This window comes from Caballeronia sp. LZ033 (genome assembly GCF_031451265.1).
In the GTDB taxonomy this organism is placed as follows: Bacteria; Pseudomonadota; Gammaproteobacteria; order Burkholderiales; family Burkholderiaceae; genus Caballeronia.
In genome coordinates, this window is the sequence record NZ_JARUXQ010000004.1 from 540,520 (window position 1) to 556,580 (window position 16,061).

Here is a 16,061-nt window from a genome sequence, read left to right on the forward strand (position 1 = left end):
AAGCAGCGCCACACGGGCTGATTGCCCCGAAATTCAACGTCGCACGCCGTTCGATTCACTTTTGCTATCGAACGATCGCCCTTTCGAATTGTTCCGCTATTGGCGCCGGACTATAGTGCTTTCCACGGCACGAACCGGCCATAAGTCCAACGAGACAACGAAAGGAGACACGCATGAACCGTATCGATCTGGCTGAACGCACGGTGATCATCACGGGCGGTGCGCGGGGCATCGGCCTCGCGGTTGCGGAACGGGCGCTGGACTCGGGCGCCGACGTCGCCCTCTGGGATGCGGACGGCGAACGCCTGCAACGCACCAGCGCCGACCTCACGGCGCAACACCCCGGACGCCGCGTGAGCGACGCGGTCGTCGAACTCACCGACGAGGCCTCCGTCGATGCCGCCGTCAAGAAAACACTTGCCGCGCACGGCCGGATCGACGTGCTGGTCAACAATGCGGGCATCACCGGCGGCAACGGCAGCACCTGGGAACTCGCGCCGGACGTATGGCGCCGCGTGATCGACGTCAATCTGATCGGCCCGTATCTGACCTGCCGTGCGGTCGTGCCGCACATGCTGAAAAGCGGCTATGGACGCATCGTCAACATTGCGTCGATTGCCGGCAAGGAAGGCAATCCGAACGCGTCGCACTACAGTGCGTCGAAGGCGGGGCTGATCGGGCTGACCAAGTCGCTCGGCAAGGAACTCGCCGGCAAGAACATCCTCGTCAACGCGGTCACGCCCGCGGCTGCCAAGACCGAAATCTTCGATTCGATGTCGCAGCAGCACATCGACTACATGCTCTCCAAAATCCCGATGAACCGCTTCCTGCTGCCGCACGAGGCCGCGTCGCTGATCCTGTGGCTCGCCTCCGAAGACTGCGCGTTCAGCACGGGCGCGGTGTTCGACCTGTCGGGCGGACGCGCCACCTATTGAAGCGGACGGCCGCCGCGCGTCCCTGCGCGGCGCTTCTGGAGAGAGACATGGATGACTCCGCACGCGCGGAAGGCGCCGTCACGTCGCGCGTGATGCGCCGGCTGCTGCCGTTCCTGCTACTGATGTACGTGCTGGCGTTTCTCGACCGCGCCAACATCGGCTTTGCGCAGAAGGCGTTGCAGCAGGACACCGGTCTGTCGAATGCGGCGTTTGCCTTCGGCGCGGGGGTGTTCTTCATCGGCTACGCGATCTTCGAGGTGCCGAGCAACCTGCTGCTGCATCGCGTCGGCGCCAGGCTGTGGATGTGCCGCATCATGGTCACGTGGGGTCTCGTCTCGGCGTCGATGGCCTTCGTGCACAACGCGACGACCTTCTATACGTTGCGCTTCCTGCTCGGGGTGGCGGAGGCGGGCTTCTTTCCGGGCATCGTCTATTACCTGACGCGCTGGTTTCCGCAATCGGCGCGGGCGCGCGCGCTCGGCGTGTTCTATTTCGGCGCGCCGCTCGCGTTTATCTTCGGCGCGCCGTTGTCCGGCCTGCTGCTCGACCTGCACGGCGCGGCCGGCCTGAACGGCTGGCAATGGCTGTTTCTCGTCGAAGGGCTGCTTGCGTCGATCGTCGGCGTGTGGGCTTTCTGGTATCTAGACGACGATCCCGCCCGCGCCCGCTGGCTCACGCCGGAGCAACGCGCCACGCTGGTCGCGCGACTCGCCGACGATGCCCGTTTCGCGTCCTCGCATGGCCCGCGCAGCGTGCTGGCGTCGCTCGTCGATGCCCGCGTGCTGGTGCTGTGCTGCGTCTACTTCCTGATCCAGGCGGCCGTGTACGGCGTCGTGTTCTATCTGCCGCAGCAAGTGGCGGCGCTGCTCGGCACGAAGGTGGGATTGCGCGTGGGACTGGTGACGGCGCTGCCTTGGCTTGCCGCTGTGGTCGTCACGTGGATCGTGCCGCGCTACGCCGACCGCACCGGGCGGCATCGCCTGTGCGCCGTCGCGTTGCTGCTGATGTCGGGCGTCGCGATTGCCGTGTCGGGACTGGCGGGGCATCCGGCCATTTCGCTTATCGCGCTGTGCTGCGCCGCGAGCGGCTTCATCGCCGCGCAGCCGCTGTTCTGGACTTTTCCGACGCGTTATCTGACCGGCGCGGCCGCCGCCGCCGGCATCGCGCTGATCAATTCGCTCGGCGGACTCGGCGGCTTCTTCGCGCCGATGGCCCGCACCGCCGCCGACGCCGCCCTGCACTCGACCGGCACCGGCCTCATGGTGCTCGGCGGCGCGAGCGTGCTGGCGGCGCTGATCATCGTCGTGATGGTGCGCCCGCACCGCGACCTCCCGCTAGCCGATGCGCGCGCCGGCAACGCCCGTGCATCCTGAACCTCCTGAACACCCAGCCCAACACGGAGCAGACCATGTCCATGCCTACGATTCGCCAGGTGCGCGCCTTCACGGTTCGCGGCGGCGGCGCCGACTATCACGATCAGGGCGCCGATCACTGGATCGACGATCACATTGCCACGCCGATGGCGCGCTATCCCGAATACCGCAAGAGCCGCCAGTCGTTTGGCCTGAACGTGCTCGGCTCGCTGGTGGTGGAGATCGAGGCGAGCGACGGCACCGTCGGCTTCGCGGTGACGACGGGCGGCGAGATCGGCGCGTTCATCGTCGAGAAGCATCTGGCGCGTTTTCTGGAAGGACAGCGCGTGACCGACATCGAGAAGATGTGGGATCAGATGTTCAACGCGACGCTCTATTACGGACGCAAGGGCATTGTGCTGAACGCGATTTCGGGCGTCGATCTCGCGCTGTGGGACCTGCTCGCGAAGGTGCGCAAGGAGCCGGTGTTCCAGCTGCTCGGCGGCCCGGTGCGCGACGAACTCCAGTTCTACGCCACCGGCGCGCGGCCTGATCTGGCGAAGCAGATGGGCTTCATCGGCGGCAAGATGCCCTTGCAGCATGGTCCGGCGGAGGGCGAGGAAGGGCTCGCGAAGAATATCGCCAAGCTGGCCGACATGCGCTCGAAAGTGGGCGACGACTTCTGGCTGATGTTCGACTGCTGGATGAGCCTCGATGTGAACTACGCGAAGCGGCTGGCGCACGCGGCGCGGGAATATGGTCTCAAGTGGATCGAGGAAGCGCTGCCGCCGGACGACTACTGGGGCTATGCCGAACTGCGCCGCAGCGTGCCCGGCGGCATGATGGTGTCGACCGGCGAGCACGAGGCGACTCGCTGGGGCTTCCGCATGCTGTTCGAGATGGGCTGCGCGGACCTGGTGCAGCCGGATGTGGGCTGGTGCGGCGGCATCACCGAGCTCATCAAGATTTCGGCGCTCGCGGATGCGCACAACGTGCTGGTCGTGCCGCATGGTTCGTCGGTGTATAGCTATCACTTCGTCGTCACGCGCCACAACTCGCCGTTCGCCGAGTTCCTGATGATGGCGCCCAAGGCCGACCAGGTGGTGCCGATGTTCACGCCGCTCCTGCTCGACGAACCCGTGCCGGTGAACGGCCGCATGAAGGTGCCCGAGACGCCGGGCTTCGGCGTGCGGCTCAATCCCGAGTGCAAGCTCGAAAGGCCTTATACCCACTGACGAGGACGAGGACGTCATGCTGCTTGAGAACAAGGTCGTCGTGGTGACCGGCGGATCGCGCGGCATCGGCCGGGCGATTGCGCTGGCCAGCGCCCGCGAAGGCGCGGACGTCGCCATCAACTACTGGGGCGACAACGATCGTTCCTATGGCCGCGGGTCGGCGGTGGAATCGATCGTCGGCGAGATCGAGGCGCTGGGACGCCGCGCAATTGCAGTGGAAGGCAACGTCGCCGAGCACGATACCGGCGCCGAACTGGTCCGGCGCACGGTGGAGGCGTTCGGGCGCATCGATGTGCTGTCCAGCAACGCCGGGATCTGCCCGTTTCATGCGTTCCTCGACATGCCGCCCGCCGTCTATGAAACCACGGTCGCCGTGAATCTGAACGGCGCGTTCTATGTGACGCAGGCGGTGGCGAACCAGATGAAAACGCAGGGCACGGGCGGCGCGATCGTCGCGACGAGTTCGATCAGCGCGCTCGTCGGCGGCGGCATGCAGACGCATTACACGCCGACCAAGGCGGGCGTGCATTCGCTGATGCAGTCGTGCGCGATTGCGCTCGGGCCGTATGGCATCCGCTGCAATTCGGTGATGCCGGGCACCATCGCGACGGATCTCAACGCCGAGGATCTCGCCGACCCGGACAAGCGCGCCTATATGGAGAAGCGCATTCCGCTCGGCCGCCTGGGCGAACCCGATGATGTCGCGCAATGCGTGGTGTTCCTCGGCTCGGAGCGCGCGCGCTATGTGACGGGCGCGTCCTTGCTGGTCGATGGCGGGCTGTTCGTGAACCTGCAATAACGTGCTTCAGTGCGTCAGTGCTGCGCCGACGCCGAGTACTTGCGCAGCAGCGCGATGAAATACTCGGCGGGTTCGCTCAAGGTTTCGAAACGGCGGCGGAGCAGCCCGAAGCCCGACAGGCTCTTGCCGACCTCGATCGGCAGTTCCACCAGCAACTGCGCGCGCAGATAGTCGCGCACGACGGACTCGGGCAGCATCGCGACGGCCTCGCCGTTTTGCAGCAATTGAAGCGTCGCGAAGATCGACGCGCATTCCACGATGTCCGCCGGCGAGCTGAGCCGCGCACGCGCGAGTTCGTCCTCGAAGAGCGCGCGCGCGGGACTCGTGATCGGTTGCAGGATCCATGGCCAGCCCACCAGTTGTTCGAGCGTGAGCGCGGTCTTGCCGACCAGCGGATGGCTCGCGCGCACCACGAGTCGCATGGCCTCGCGGGCGAGCGGCTCGAAGTCGAAGTCATTGTGTTGCAGCGGCGTGGTCAGCCGTCCGAGCGCGAGATCCACTTCGCGGCGATGCAGCAACTGCACGACCTGATCGCTGGTTTCGCCGAGGATGCGCACGTTCAGCAAGGGCCGCTCAGTTTTCAGTTCGGTGACGGCCATGGCCAGCACGTCGGGCGCGGCACCCATGATCGCGCCCACCGTCAACTGGCCGTGACCGCCGCGGCGCTTGGCGTCGAGGTCTTCGGCGAAGCGCGTGAGGTCCGCAAGCGAGCGGCGCGCGTAAGCCAGCGCCGCCATGCCGAGCGGCGTCGGCTGCATGCCGCGCGCATTGCGCTCGAACAGCAGGAAGCCGAACGCCTCCTCGATATCGCCCAGCATGCGGCTTGCGCTCGGCTGCGCCACGTTGATGGCTTCGGCGGCCTGATGCAGGTTGCGGGCATCGTCGAGTGCGACGAGCAGCGCGAGATGCTTGAACTTCAGCCGGTTGACCAGAGCGCTCGGCGAGATGCTGGGCGATGGGCTCGGCGACACAGTGTGGGACGCAATCTCGTTCATTCGACAGTCCGCGTGAAAGCGCGCGATGATAGGGCGCAGCGATACGGTTTTGCGATCGGCCAATCCTGCATTCGGATTGTCGTGTTATCGGTCGGCGAATTATAGTCGCAGCACAACGAGTCCCGGACACAGGGAAACACTCAATCAGAACAAGGCGGTCCGCCATGGAGACAGTGGCATTTCGCATGACCCTGAAACCAGGCATGCGCGAGGAATACACAAGGCGTCACCGCGAGATCTGGCCGGAACTGGCCGAAGCGTTGCGCGCCGCGGGCATCCGCGATTACCGCATCTTTCTCGACGAATCGACCGGACATCTCTTCGCCATCTACGCGCGCACGGCAGACCACACCGTCGATGCGCTGCCGATGCTGCCCATCATGCGCACCTGGTGGGACAGCATGGCCGAACTGATGGAGACGCACGCCGACAACGCGCCGCTGAGCGTGCCGCTGACGCCGGTCTTCCATCTACCCTGAAACCCTGGCCGCTTTCGCGAGGAGCGCAACCATGCAGGTCGTCGATCCGCATATCCATCTGTGGGATCTGTCCACGCATCATTACCCCTGGCTCGCGAATCCGCAGACCTCCTTCGTCGGCGACGCGCGCAAGCTGAAGCACGACTATCTGCTCGGCGATCTGCTGAGCGATGCCGAAGACATCCAGGTGCTGAAGATCGTGCATGTGGACGCCAATCACGATCCCGCCGATCCGGTGGAGGAAACGCGCTGGCTGCAGGGCATCGCGGATGGCGCAGGGCGCGGCATGCCGAACGGCATGATCGCGGGCGCGGATCTTTCGGCGGACGATGCGCCGGCCGTGCTCGAAGCCCATGCCGTGTTTGCCAACACGCGCGGCATCCGCCAGATCCTGAACGTGCATGACGATCCGCTGTACGACTACGTCGGCCGCCATTACATGCGCGAGCCGCAATGGCGCGAGCACTTCGGCTTGCTGCGTCGCTACGGCATGTCGTTCGACCTGCAACTGTATCCGTCGCAGATGGCGGAAGCGGCGCAACTTGCACGCGAGCATGCCGATACGCAGTTCATCGTCAATCACGCGGGCATGTTCGTCGATCGCAATGCGACGCGCGGCTATCGCGAATGGCGCGACGGCATGCGCCTGCTGGCCGCGTGTCCGAACGTCGCGGTGAAGCTGAGCGGCTTCGCGATGTTCGATCACGACTGGACCCTCGAAAGCCTGCGGCCCTACGTGCATGAATGCATCGACGTGTTCGGCTGCGAGCGCGCGATGTTCGCGTCGAACTTTCCGGTGGACCGGCTGTTCGGCAGTTATACCGGCTTGTGGAACGCGTATGCGCGGATCGTCGGCGGGGCGAGCGACAGCGAGAAGGACGCGCTGTTCGTGCGCAATGCCGAGCGCATCTACCGGATCTAGAGAGGTTTCGCGATGACCATGACACCACGTCTCGAACTGCTGCACGCAAGCAAGTCGTTCGGCCGCGTGCGGGCGCTCGGCGACGGCAGCCTGCAACTCTTTCCCGGCGAAGTGCATGCGCTGCTCGGCGAGAACGGCGCGGGCAAGTCGACGCTCGTCAAGCTGCTCGCGGGCGTCTATCAGCCCGATGCGGGCGAACTGCGCATCGAAGGCGTCGCGCGCCGCTTCGCCAATCCGGCCGAGGCGCGCGATGCCGGCATTGCAGTGATCTATCAGGAGCCGACGCTGTTCGCCGATCTCTCGATTGCAGAGAACATCTACATGGGCCGGCAGCCGCGCGACCGCCTGGGCCGGATCCGCTACGACGAGATGCATCGCGAAGTGGATGCGCTGCTCGCGTCGCTCGGCGTGAGCCTGCGGGCGCAGCGGCTGGTGCGCGGGCTGTCGATTGCGGATCAGCAGGTGGTGGAGATCGCCAAGGCGCTCTCGCTGGATGCGAACGTGCTCATCATGGACGAGCCGACCGCCGCGCTCTCGCTGCCGGAAGTGGAGCGGCTGTTTGCGATTGTGCGCGCGCTGCGCGAGCGCGACGTGGCCATTCTTTTTATCACGCATCGTCTGGACGAAGTGTTCGCGCTGACGCAGCGCATGACGATCATGCGCGACGGCATGAAGGTCTGCGACGCGCTGACGCCGGACATGAGCATCGACGCGATCGTCAGCCGCATGGTAGGCCGCGACCTCGACACCTTCTATCCGAAAGCCGATGTCACGCCCGGCGACGTGCGGCTCTCGGTGCGCAATCTGACGCGCCAGGGCGTGTTCCGGAACATCTCCTTCGATGTGCGCGCGGGCGAGATCGTCGCGCTGGCGGGACTGGTCGGCGCGGGGCGCAGCGAAGTGGCGCGGGCGATCTTCGGCGTCGATCCGGTGGATGGCGGCGAAGTGAAGATCGCGGGCAACAAGCTCGCGCTCGGCAAGCCCGCTGCGGCGGTGCGCGCGGGCCTCGCGCTGGTGCCGGAGGACCGTCGCGCGCAAGGGCTCGCGCTGGAGTTGAGCATTGCGCGCAATGCGTCGCTGACAGTGCTCGGACGCCTGATGCGGCATGGGCTGATTACGGCGCGCAGCGAGTCGTCGCTGGCGGCTGACTGGGGCAAGCGCCTGCGCCTGAAAGCAGGCGATCTCGATGCGCCGGTCGGCACGCTGTCGGGCGGCAATCAGCAGAAAGTCGTGCTCGGCAAATGGCTGGCCACGCATCCGAAGGTGCTGATCATCGATGAACCGACGCGCGGCATCGACGTCGGCGCGAAGGCCGAGGTGTACCGCACGCTGGCGGAACTGGTGAAGGAGGGCATGGCCGTGCTGATGATATCGAGCGAACTGCCGGAAGTGCTCGGCATGGCGGACCGCGTGCTCGTGATGCACGAAGGGCGCATCAGTGCGGACATCGCCCGCGCGGATGCCAGTGAGGAACGGGTGATGAGCGCCGCACTGGGTGCATCGCCGCAGAATCTGGGGCGCGCCGCATGATGACCCGACACTCTCCGACGCTGCCCGCGATGCCGCCGGCCGAAACCAAGCGCGACAGTATCGCGGTTTCCATCGCGAAGAGCCGCGAACTGACGCTCTTCATTGTGCTGCTGGTGCTGATCGGCGCGACGGCGGCAGCCAAGCCCGACTTCCTGAACCTGCAGAACCTGCGCGACGTGCTGCTGAACGTCTCGATCATCGGCCTCCTGACGGCGGGCATGACGATTGTGATGCTGATGCGGCATATCGATCTCTCGGTGGCGTCGATCGTCGGCGTCAGCGCGTATGCGGTCGGCAGCCTGTTCGTCATGTTCCCGCATCTGCCGGTGATCGTCGCGCTGCTTGCGGGCATCGGTATTGGCGGCTCGATCGGCGCGGTGAACGGCGTGCTCGTCACGTTCGGCCGCGTGCCCTCGCTGGTGGCGACGCTCTCGACGCTGTACATCGTGCGCGGCGCGGATTACGCATGGGTCCACGGCGGCCAGATCAACGCGACCAGCCTGCCGGATGCATTCGCGGCGATCGCCACCGGTTCGCTGCTCGGCGTGCCGAACCTCGTGCTGATTGCGCTCGTGGTGCTGATCGCGTTGTCGGTGTATCTGAAGCAGTATCGCGGCGGGCGCGAGCACTACGCGATCGGCTCGAATCCCGAGGCGGCGCGGCTTGCCGGCATTCGCGTGGACCGGCGCGTGATGATCGGCTTCCTGCTGTCCGGCGCGATTGCGGGCCTGGCCGGCGTGCTGTGGCTTGCGCGCTTCGGCACCGTCGATGCCAGCACCGCCAAGGGCATCGAGCTTCAGGTGGTGGCGGCGGCGGTGGTGGGCAGCGTGGCGATCACGGGCGGTGTCGGCACCATCGCGGGCGCGACGCTCGGCGCGCTGGTGCTCGGCGTCATCAACATCGCGCTGGTGGTGCTGCGCGTGTCGCCGTTCTGGCAGCAGGCCATCCAGGGTGCGCTGATCGTCGCGGCGATCGCGCTCGATACCTTGCTCGCGCGTTCAGTGGCGCGCCGCATGATGAGGAAACGCGATCATGGCTAAACCGGACTCCGCACTCTCGACGAGCCGTCGCCGGCACCTGCAATGGGAAGCGATGCTCGCCATCGTGCTGGTGGTGTCGCTGGCGGCGGGGCGCGTGCTGTCGCCGCTGTTCCTGTCGGCGGCCAACGTGTCGAACATGCTCGCCGACTTCACCGAGATCGCGCTGATCGCGCTGCCGATGACGCTCATCATCGTCGCGGCGGAGATCGATCTTTCGGTGGCTTCGGTGCTCGGCGCCTCCAGCGCGCTGATGGGCGTGCTCTGGCACATGGGCCTGCCGATGCCGTTGGTCATCGTGCTCGTGTTGCTCTTCGGCACGCTGGCGGGGCTCCTGAACGGCCTGGTGATCGTGCGCTTCAACCTGCCTTCGCTGGCGGTGACGATCGGCACGCTCGCGCTGTTCCGCGGCCTGGCGTACGTGCTGCTCGGCGACCAGGCGATCGCGGATTTTCCGGCGGCTTATACGGCGTTCGGCATCAATACACTCGGCGACACGTTCCTGCCGATGCCCTTCATTCTCGTGATCGCCGGCGCGGTGATCTTTACCGTGCTGTTGCAGGCGACGCCGTTCGGCCGCAGCCTGTTCGCGATCGGCGCGAATCCGACGGCCGCGCAGTTCTCGGGCATCGACGTGGCGAAGACCAAGCTCAGGCTCTTCATGATGTCGGGCGCGATGGCGGCGCTCGCGGGCATCGTCTATACGCTGCGCTTCACGAGCGCACGCGGCGACAACGGCGAGGGCTTCGAGCTCTCGGTCATCGCGGCGGTGCTGTTCGGCGGCGTGAGCATTTTCGGCGGACGCGGCTCGATGGTGGGCGTGCTGCTGTCGCTCGTGATCATCGGCGTGCTGCGCAATGCGCTGACGCTCGCGGATGTATCGAGCGAGACGCTGACCATCGTGACGGGGGCATTGCTGCTTTCGTCGGTGCTGATTCCGAATCTCGTGGCACGCTGGCGGGCCGTGCGCGAGAAACGCCTGATGATCCGGGGCGTGACTGAATGACTGGCGGTGCTCGTCGATAACCAGCGCAAGGATTGGCGTCGCCGCTGTCCGCGCGCAATGACAGGAGACTTTACGACATGAAGAAGCCCATTCGATTTCCGCGCGGCCCGGCCGTGGCGGCGGCTGTTCTTGCGGTGACGGTCGCGCTGACGGCCGCCGCCGCCGAGGTCAAGAGCGGCCTGAAGATCGCCTTCCTGCCGAAGCAGATCAACAATCCGTACGAGGTCATCGCCGATGACGGCGGCATGGCGGCCATCAAGGAGATGAAGGGCGATGGCAAGGTCGTGGGGCCGTCGGATGCGGGGGCGTCGTCGCAGGTGAGTTATATCAATACGCTGATCACGCAGCGGCAGAACGCGATCGTCATCGCGGCCAACGATGCGAATGCGGTCGTGCCGTATTTGAAGAAGGCGATGTCACAGGGGATCAAGGTCGTCACGTTCGATTCGGATACCGCGCCGGACGGAAGGCAGATTTTCGTCAATCAGGCGGATTCGGAGGCGATCGGGCGCGGGCAGATCCAGTTGTTGTCCAAGCTGATTGGCGGCGAGGGCGAGTTCGCCATTTTGTCGGCGACGCCGAATGCCACGAATCAGAATACGTGGATCAAGTGGATGCAGGAGGAGTTGAAGAAGCCCGAGTACGCGAAGATGAAACTCGTGAAGATTGCGTACGGCAACGACGACGATCAGAAGTCGTTCGTCGAGACGCAGGGTCTGTTGCAGGCTTATCCGAATCTGAAGGGCATTGTGGCGCCGACGTCGGTGGGGATTGCGGCTGCCGCGCGCTATATCTCGAGTTCGCCGGCCAAGGGCAAGGTGGTCGTGACCGGACTCGGCACGCCGAATCAGATGCGTGCTTTTGTCAAGAACGGGACTGTCAAGGCGTTCCAGTTGTGGGATCCGGGTCAACTCGGGTATCTGGCGGCGTTCGCGGCGGCGAATCTGGCGTCGGGGACGATTACCGGGAAGGAAGGGGATTCGTTTGAGGCAGGGAAACTGGGCAAGCGGACGGTCGGGAAGAGCGGAGAAGTGATTCTTGGCCCGCCCACGACGTTCGATGCGGCGAATATCGATAATTTCAATTTTTGAGGGCGGTGGGAGAAAGGGGTGTTGGACCTGAGAGATGGCGGGACGCCTGCGGGCGTCCCGTTTTTTTGGGGGGATTGTCGTTGCATGTTGTGCACGCAGGCGAATCGAACCGAAAATCACACCCTATGATTTTCTTCAGCTTCGTTCCTGCCTTCAGACGCATGGAAACTAATACGTGCATGCATTCATGAATCTCGCGACCAGGACTTCGATGTCGGACGCTTGCGATAACTTGTGAGCATGTGCGCGATTCGTCGGAGTCGCGTCGTTTGACGGCGGCATGTTTCTTTCGCGCCCTCGAATTTTCTTGCTCCGCACGGCGCAATTTCTCATTTTCAATCTGAAGTCTTTGATTTTCCACGCCAAGACTGGAAGCGTTGACGAAGCCTGCCTCAGAGTCGGGACAGCGGTTGAATCTACCCGGAGTTGGTGGGCTTTCGGAGATCGAAGGGCGCTGGCTATCTGTAGGAGCAGGAGGCGGAATGCAAATTTGCCGTGTCGAATTATTCACGACCATCTTCTGTTCACGCTTCAATGGGGAGTCGTACTGAAGTAGATCGTCGCTGTGAAAGTTGTACAGGACAACGGGAAGCCAAGCGCAAAGCGCCTGCTGAGCCAGAACAAGCGATTCCTCGACATTGACATGATGCTGCGTCGGTGGGTCTCACTCCTAAGGTTTTAGTCGGCATGACACAACCCAATAAGAGAGTTGTTTTTCTATCCGACCGCTAGCGCCCATGGAGGATCGCCGCCGAGCGCTTGTAACTCCCGGCGCTGGACGCCGTTGGATTTTCTGCCGGCGGGACGGCCTGCACGCTTGTACGCGGGCAAAAATCCGGGGCGCTTCTCAATTGACAGAAAAAGTGAACGGAACCGTGAACCCGACTTCGACGGCTTGCCCATCCGCGTAGTACGGAGTACATCGTGAGCGTTTCATAGCCGAAATCGCGGCTGCGTCCAGTAACGGGCGATTGCTGCTTTCGAGCACTTCAACGCTCGCGATTTTCCCTTCTCGATCCGCTTTGACTTTTAGCTTCACGCTGCCGGACTCCCTTCTTTGCAAAGAGACTGTTGGGTAGTAGGGTTCAGCGATATCGCAACTCAGCCTGCTTTCAGAAGTTTCTTGCTGTGCGCACCCACTGCCTGCGATAGCCAAGGCAGAAGCGAAAAAGAGCCGTCTCATTAGAAATCCTCCATAAAGGAGCGAATTCTGAATCACCTTTTGTCGCGATCATCTCAATATCGTTTGCGCATCGACTTGACGCGTTGAGGCGGCCGATGCTCATGCGCGGCGCCAGAAAGTCTTCGTTATGCCGGGCATTTCTTAGCGGAAATGTCACGATCTTTCCGGCTACCCCAGGCACTCATGCTCGCTTCATTCACCAACCCAATCTTCCTGAGCTTGTCGATGAACATAGCCAAGGCAATTATCCTGATGAGGGGTGTGAGTGAAGGATTGATCGACGGCGTAGGCGTTACTTCGGCGATCGGCTTGCTGAACTATCAAGGACAGTATCGCCAGCGACGAATCGACCCCTTACCGCCGCGACTTCGACAACGCATGCCCCAACCCCAAATTGGTCGCGATCTGCCACACATAGACGCGTGAGTAGCGCACCCCATAGCGTCGCTCGATCAGCTCGCGCAACCGCGCATTGGTCCACGCGTCGCTCTCGAAACCGTGCGCGCGCGCCGGTCCTTGCAACGCCTCCGCGATCCAGTCGAGTGCCGCGCGATCCAGCGCCGACGCCCGCCCACCCACGGCCATTTTTCCGAGCGCATCAAGACCGCCTTCTTCAACGAGCGCCTTGTAGCGCCGCACCGTCTGGATCGACAGATGCAACGCATCCGCAACCGTTTCCACCGACGCCCCTTCCATCAACATGCGCCCCGCTTCCAGGCGCCGTGCGACGCTCGGCAGGGTGTCGGAATGGGGACGGGGAAGCATGGCGCGCCGTTCGATCAGGCCAACCCGATCGCGGCCAGACCACGGGCCGCGAGGCAACAGGCAATGCGCATCGCACCGCAAGCAACCTTGCGGTGTGGGTGTGCGTTCATGGTTGCCCCCTTGTCGAGTGAGGCTCGTTGCGTAACGGCGGCAGGACGGGATCGGGCGATGTGAGTTCGGTGTACGGCTGTCGTGCGCCGCCTTTCCGAGATGTACCAATAAACGTTTTCAGCGACGATGGACCAGCATCGCCGAAAATTTTTTGGCTTGATTATTCCCGATGAATTTCCTATGACGACCGCGCGAGGCAGGCACACAGGCACACAGGCATGCAGGGTCAAAGGGTCACACGGCAGAGACCTGCGAAAGGCCAACCCGGCGTTCCAGCAACAAACCGCCTCAAACCCGATAGAACTCGATGTCCTGCCCCGCATGAACCGCGCGCTTGAGCCACTCGGGCATGTCGCCGAGGCCGTCCCACGTGTCGCCGGATGCATTGCGGAAGATTGGCATGGCGCTGCCCGCCGCATGCGGCATGGAAGGCAGTTGCGGCATCGGCCGCTTCACCTTGGGCGCGCCATTAGGTCCGTTGGTCTTGGTGAAGGAGGGCGGCGGCGGATTCTCCGCAGGCACTTCGGCCAATGATTCAGCCAACGCTCTTTCCGAAATGCCGAACTCGACCATTCGGCTGCGCAAATACGCAATGATGCTGTCTCGCTTTCTTTCGTCCACGGCTTTCCTGATTCAGCTTTTTGATTATCAGAAGACGAACCGATATCCCGCGCGGACCGGCAGGCGGCTCGATGACTTGATTGGATGTGTTTCTTGAAGCGTGGCGCAGTGCGTGCCTCGCGTCAATTAGTGTATTACCGCAATATCAATTAATGCGCCCGGGCACCTTGCCATTACTGCCGGCATTTGCCCCGAATGCGAACATTCATCCACCCGGGCATCGCAATGACGGACGCGCGCCTCGATGCGCACGGTACGCCGCGTTGACCGAGCCACGATCCGCCAGAAGCAAGGTCATCACAGCCAGTGCCCGCATGACGAACGGCCGATTACCTCGCGTATGTCTATTGTATGCTGCCAATCGTCACTGTTAAATCGCTTTTAACGATTGTGTTGTTCTCCCGGTAATTCCGCGCCATGCGCCCGTATGGCGGCAATCAATTCCGCTGGCGTTATCTCATAACGCACTTCGCGATGAATGCCGGGTTTGCGCTCGTCGATTTCAATCAACAGTACAGCCTTGCCGTCCGCCGCCGGTTCGAGTCGCAGCGAACGCACTTCCTGGCCGCCGGCGTCGTCATATTCCGTCATGAGCGTGATGGCGCCCGTGACGGCGCTTCTCGGCATCGACATTCTTCCTCCCATCTTGCTGCGTCATTGTTGTTGCGCCGCGCCCCAATCCCGCGTGCACCTTTGCGGGCGCGCGTGAAGCGGGTCAGGCCGGGCGGATGAAGCGGACGCGGAGGGCGCCGAGGTGCTCGCCGCCTTCCGGTTCCTCATTATTGCCTGTCAAAAGCAGCGGCGTCCAGCACGCAACAATCGATGACAACCCGCGGCGCGCCCCTTTCAGGCCGTCTGGCCGATGGCGTCGCGCGCCTGGGCGGTGATTTCGAACGAGCGCAGGCGCTTCGCGTGATCGAAAATCTGCGCCGTCACGATCAGTTCGTCGGCCTGGGTCTGCTCGATCACCGAGCGCAGGCCCGCTTCGACATCGGCCGGACCGCCCACCACCGAGCACGCCAGCGAACGCTCGATACCCGCGCGTTCCGCGTCGCTCCACGCCACCGCTTCGACCGGCGGCGGCAATTGTCCGGGCGTACCGCGTCGGAGATTGATGAACTGCTGCTCCAGCGACGTGAAGAGGAAGCGCGCTTCCTCGGTGGTATCGGCGGCGAAGACGTTCACGCCGACCATCGCGTGCGGCTTCTTCAGCGTCGCCGACGGGCGGAATTGCGTGCGATACACCTCCAGCGCGGTCAGCAGGTAATCCGGCGCGAAGTGTGACGCGAACGCGAACGGCAGTCCGAGCGCCGCAGCCAGTTGCGCGGAGAACAGCGACGAACCGAGCAGCCAGATCGGCACATGCAGGCCGGCACCGGGCACGGCGCGCACCCGCTGGCCTTCGACGGGATCGGCGAAATAGCGCTGCAATTCGACGACGTCATCGGGAAACGACTCGGCGCTGCCGATCAGATCGCGGCGCAGCGCCCGTGCGGTCGTCTGGTCGGTGCCGGGTGCGCGGCCGAGTCCCAGGTCGATGCGCCCCGGAAACAGCGAGGCCAGCGTGCCGAACTGCTCGGCGATGACGAGCGGCGCATGATTCGGCAGCATGATGCCGCCGGATCCGACCCGGATCGTCTTCGTGCCGGCCGCGATATGGCCGATCACGACGGCCGTCGCCGCGCTGGCAATGCCGGACATGTTGTGGTGTTCCGCGAGCCAGTAGCGCACAAAACCCCAGCGCTCGGCGTGCTGGGCGAGATCGAGGGAATGGGCGAACGCATCGGCGGGCGTCGAGCCTTGCGGGACGGGGGAAAGGTCGAGTAGCGAAAAGGGGATCATTGCGGCGTTCCGTAAGCGTGGCGGCGCGGGCGCGGCTTCGCGGTGCGGGTCGGCACGATCCGCGGCGCTGTTGCGCGCCAGGCGCTGAAAGACTCGATTGTGCCGAAACTCCGCGAACCATGCCGGGACGGTCCGTTACCCTGCGCCGCGGTCTAGCC

At 64.0% G+C, this 16,061-nt stretch carries 17 protein-coding genes; 11 read left to right on the top strand and 6 right to left on the bottom strand.

Going from position 1 to position 16,061, the window contains the following annotated elements:
• Positions 1 to 173: 173 nt before the first annotated feature.
• From QCE62_RS29675 to QCE62_RS29690, 4 genes are read left to right on the top strand one after another with little or no spacing between them, the layout of a single operon-like run.
• Positions 174 to 935 (top strand): SDR family NAD(P)-dependent oxidoreductase, encoded by a 762-nt coding sequence (locus tag QCE62_RS29675; RefSeq protein ID WP_309819871.1) that lies wholly within the window; start codon positions 174 to 176, stop codon positions 933 to 935.
• Positions 936 to 982: 47 nt separating this feature from the next.
• Positions 983 to 2,308, top strand: coding sequence for an MFS transporter (locus QCE62_RS29680; protein ID WP_309926063.1), 1,326 nt, complete (start codon positions 983 to 985; stop codon positions 2,306 to 2,308).
• 35 nt (positions 2,309 to 2,343) lie between these two features.
• Positions 2,344 to 3,522 (top strand): L-rhamnonate dehydratase, encoded by a 1,179-nt coding sequence (gene rhmD / locus QCE62_RS29685; protein WP_309819875.1) that lies wholly within the window; start codon positions 2,344 to 2,346, stop codon positions 3,520 to 3,522.
• Positions 3,523 to 3,538: 16 nt separating this feature from the next.
• Positions 3,539 to 4,321, top strand: coding sequence for an SDR family NAD(P)-dependent oxidoreductase (locus QCE62_RS29690; RefSeq protein ID WP_309926065.1), 783 nt, complete (start codon positions 3,539 to 3,541; stop codon positions 4,319 to 4,321).
• A 14-nt stretch (positions 4,322 to 4,335) separates the two neighbouring features.
• Here QCE62_RS29690 and QCE62_RS29695 read toward each other — a convergent pair whose 3' ends face one another.
• Entirely contained in the window at positions 4,336 to 5,316 is a 981-nt protein-coding gene (locus QCE62_RS29695; RefSeq protein ID WP_309926068.1) for a LysR family transcriptional regulator, read from the bottom strand.
• A gap of 164 nt (positions 5,317 to 5,480) precedes the next feature.
• Between QCE62_RS29695 and QCE62_RS29700 the strand changes: the two genes are divergently transcribed.
• The 6 genes from QCE62_RS29700 to rhaS all read left to right on the top strand — a co-directional run bounded on the left by QCE62_RS29700 (position 5,481) and on the right by rhaS (position 11,381).
• Positions 5,481 to 5,795 (top strand): L-rhamnose mutarotase, encoded by a 315-nt coding sequence (locus QCE62_RS29700; protein ID WP_309926070.1) that lies wholly within the window; start codon positions 5,481 to 5,483, stop codon positions 5,793 to 5,795.
• Positions 5,796 to 5,826: 31 nt separating this feature from the next.
• The gene (locus tag QCE62_RS29705; protein WP_309926071.1) at positions 5,827 to 6,717 is read left to right on the top strand and encodes an amidohydrolase family protein; all 891 of its coding nucleotides are present in this window, start codon (positions 5,827 to 5,829) and stop codon (positions 6,715 to 6,717) included.
• Positions 6,718 to 6,729: 12 nt separating this feature from the next.
• A complete protein-coding gene (locus QCE62_RS29710; protein ID WP_309926073.1) occupies positions 6,730 to 8,247 on the top strand; it encodes a sugar ABC transporter ATP-binding protein in 1,518 nt (505 codons plus the stop codon).
• Entirely contained in the window at positions 8,247 to 9,287 is a 1,041-nt protein-coding gene (locus tag QCE62_RS29715; protein ID WP_404987794.1) for an ABC transporter permease, read from the top strand. Before QCE62_RS29710 ends, QCE62_RS29715 begins: the two co-directional genes overlap by 1 nt.
• A complete protein-coding gene (locus tag QCE62_RS29720; protein WP_309837911.1) occupies positions 9,280 to 10,290 on the top strand; it encodes an ABC transporter permease in 1,011 nt (336 codons plus the stop codon). The genes QCE62_RS29715 and QCE62_RS29720 overlap by 8 nt, the downstream gene beginning before the upstream one ends.
• A 77-nt stretch (positions 10,291 to 10,367) precedes the next feature.
• Positions 10,368 to 11,381, top strand: a complete 1,014-nt coding sequence (gene rhaS, locus QCE62_RS29725; RefSeq protein WP_309819890.1) for a rhamnose ABC transporter substrate-binding protein — start codon at positions 10,368 to 10,370, stop codon at positions 11,379 to 11,381.
• An 847-nt stretch (positions 11,382 to 12,228) separates the two neighbouring features.
• On the opposite strand, the gene QCE62_RS29730 is transcribed toward rhaS, so the two are convergent.
• The 3 genes from QCE62_RS29730 to QCE62_RS35325 all read right to left on the bottom strand — a co-directional run bounded on the left by QCE62_RS29730 (position 12,229) and on the right by QCE62_RS35325 (position 13,842).
• Positions 12,229 to 12,564, bottom strand: coding sequence for an energy transducer TonB (locus QCE62_RS29730; RefSeq protein ID WP_309926074.1), 336 nt, complete (start codon positions 12,562 to 12,564; stop codon positions 12,229 to 12,231).
• A 354-nt stretch (positions 12,565 to 12,918) separates the two neighbouring features.
• A complete protein-coding gene (locus QCE62_RS29735; protein WP_309926075.1) occupies positions 12,919 to 13,329 on the bottom strand; it encodes a helix-turn-helix domain-containing protein in 411 nt (136 codons plus the stop codon).
• Between the two features lie 399 nt (positions 13,330 to 13,728).
• Positions 13,729 to 13,842 carry an H-NS family nucleoid-associated regulatory protein gene (locus QCE62_RS35325; protein WP_404985904.1) on the bottom strand — a complete coding sequence of 38 codons (114 nt, stop codon included), beginning with the start codon at positions 13,840 to 13,842 and terminating at the stop codon, positions 13,729 to 13,731.
• Here QCE62_RS35325 and QCE62_RS35330 point away from each other — a divergent pair.
• Complete coding sequence (locus QCE62_RS35330) at positions 13,841 to 14,158, top strand: hypothetical protein (protein WP_404987600.1); 318 nt, start codon at positions 13,841 to 13,843, stop codon at positions 14,156 to 14,158. The two genes, QCE62_RS35325 and QCE62_RS35330, sit on opposite strands and share 2 nt — an antisense overlap.
• Positions 14,159 to 14,442: 284 nt before the next feature.
• Here the strand turns inward: QCE62_RS35330 and QCE62_RS29745 are convergent, their stop codons facing one another.
• Together QCE62_RS29745 and QCE62_RS29750 are read right to left on the bottom strand one after the other, a co-directional pair.
• A complete protein-coding gene (locus QCE62_RS29745) occupies positions 14,443 to 14,688 on the bottom strand; it encodes a hypothetical protein (protein WP_309819900.1) in 246 nt (81 codons plus the stop codon).
• Positions 14,689 to 14,907: 219 nt separating this feature from the next.
• The gene (locus QCE62_RS29750) at positions 14,908 to 15,903 is read right to left on the bottom strand and encodes an LLM class flavin-dependent oxidoreductase (protein WP_309926077.1); all 996 of its coding nucleotides are present in this window, start codon (positions 15,901 to 15,903) and stop codon (positions 14,908 to 14,910) included.
• Positions 15,904 to 16,061: the final 158 nt, after the last annotated feature.